The organism is Nonomuraea sp. NPDC049152 (assembly GCF_040648355.1).
In the GTDB taxonomy this organism is placed as follows: Bacteria; Actinomycetota; Actinomycetes; order Streptosporangiales; family Streptosporangiaceae; genus Nonomuraea.
On the sequence record NZ_JBEZDO010000101.1, the window covers coordinates 1 to 1,285 of the forward strand.

Consider the following 1,285-nt stretch of genomic DNA (forward strand, 5'->3'; position numbering starts at 1 on the left):
ATCTGGCGCGCCTCGACGAGGAAAGCGGCGCCGGCCGGGGTGAGCTCGACGTGGTGAGTGCTGCGATCCATCAGCCGCACCCCGAGTTCGCGTTCAAGTCGCTGGATCTGCTGGCTCAAGGCTGACTGCACGATGTGCTCACGGGCCGCCGCCCGGCCGAAGTGCAGTTCCTCGGCCAGCGTCACGAAGTAGCGAAGTTGGCGCAACTCCATGGCCGCCACCCCTTCCCAGCCGGGCGGCGCAAACGCGGACCATCTTTCCTCACTTTAGGTCCTCGCAGTGGCTGGCATCCATACGGGAAACAGAGTGGAACAGACGGTAGGCACGTCCTCAGGGGTCCTTGGTCTCGGTGGAGCGAATTGCGCAAGTGAAGTGCCGGGTGTGTATCCCATGACGCTTGGGGCTCATTTGCGCCGAAAGGGGGCGGGGTCGACGACCACTATCAGTGAAAGGCCAACGGTGGCGGGGTCAGTGCGGTGTCACTTGCTGGGTTTGGGGGTCTCGCAGGCGATCTTCGGGTTCAGCCCAACGTAGTTGAGGGGGCCTCCCAGGATCGTCACGGCGATAGTGGCCACTTGGTTGCAGTTCGTGACAGAACCGGTGTAGTGGCCGCGTTGGCCTGCTGCCAGAGCGCCGATGATCAGCCACACGGCGAGTACGAGCGATCCGATGCGCATCACCAGCCTGCCTCCATCCTCTTCATTTCGCACGGGGGATGCCCGAGATGCCACCGCCCTCCTTGACCTTCTGGCTTCTTGGTCTTCCGGCTTCGGGGCAGAGCCGGTAGGCGCACCGTGGGCTGCGGTTGCAGCAGCAGGCGGACCGGCGAGCGGCCTGGAGTCCACCCCGGCGAGCGCGGTCAGCGCTTGAAGATGTCCTTGGCCTTCTCACCGAACAGCTTCAGGTTGCCCATGACCTGGTCGGTCCGGCCTTCGGTCTCCAGCCGTCGGTTTCTGGTGGCGCCGCCGAAGCGCTGCGTGACCCGGCCCTTGATGGCCTGCACCCTTGCGCTGATCTTCCGTTTGAGACTCATGGTGATTCCCTTCTCCGGCCCTTCGGACCAGTGCCCGCATGAAACGTGGATCTGCGGACTGGCCGTGCCCCTCACAGAGGGCCAACTGCTCGCACCAGACAGCGTCCGGCGCCAGCAGCGGTAAGGCGGCCTGGAGCTCACTGTCCTCTCTCGCGCGAGATGGGGAAACGAGCAAGCACCATGCCGGTTATCACCAGAACCGATCAGCGCCCGGTACGCCCGGCCGTTGTGAAGGAACGGTCGCTGCGGGAG

3 protein-coding genes are annotated in these 1,285 nt (G+C 64.7%); all 3 read right to left on the reverse strand.

What is annotated here, in order from left to right; genetic code table 11:
• Positions 1–212 (reverse strand): LysR family transcriptional regulator (locus tag AB0B45_RS51505; RefSeq protein ID WP_358146398.1); only part of this gene is annotated, 212 nt, incomplete at its 3' end.
• Between the two features lie 267 nt (positions 213–479).
• The gene (locus tag AB0B45_RS51510; RefSeq protein WP_358146402.1) at positions 480–677 is read right to left on the reverse strand and encodes a hypothetical protein; all 198 of its coding nucleotides are present in this window, start codon (positions 675–677) and stop codon (positions 480–482) included.
• Positions 678–859: 182 nt separating this feature from the next.
• Positions 860–1,033, reverse strand: a complete 174-nt coding sequence (locus tag AB0B45_RS51515; RefSeq protein ID WP_358146400.1) for a CsbD family protein — start codon at positions 1,031–1,033, stop codon at positions 860–862.
• Positions 1,034–1,285 lie beyond the last annotated feature (252 nt).

Bases quoted from the DNA above. Each gene is read 5' to 3' on its own strand.
- AB0B45_RS51515 (WP_358146400.1), bottom strand. From the start codon at position 1,033: ATGAGTCTCAAACGGAAGATCAGCGCAAGGGTGCAGGCCATCAAGGGC.
- AB0B45_RS51510 (WP_358146402.1), bottom strand. From the start codon at position 677: ATGCGCATCGGATCGCTCGTACTCGCCGTGTGGCTGATCATCGGCGCT.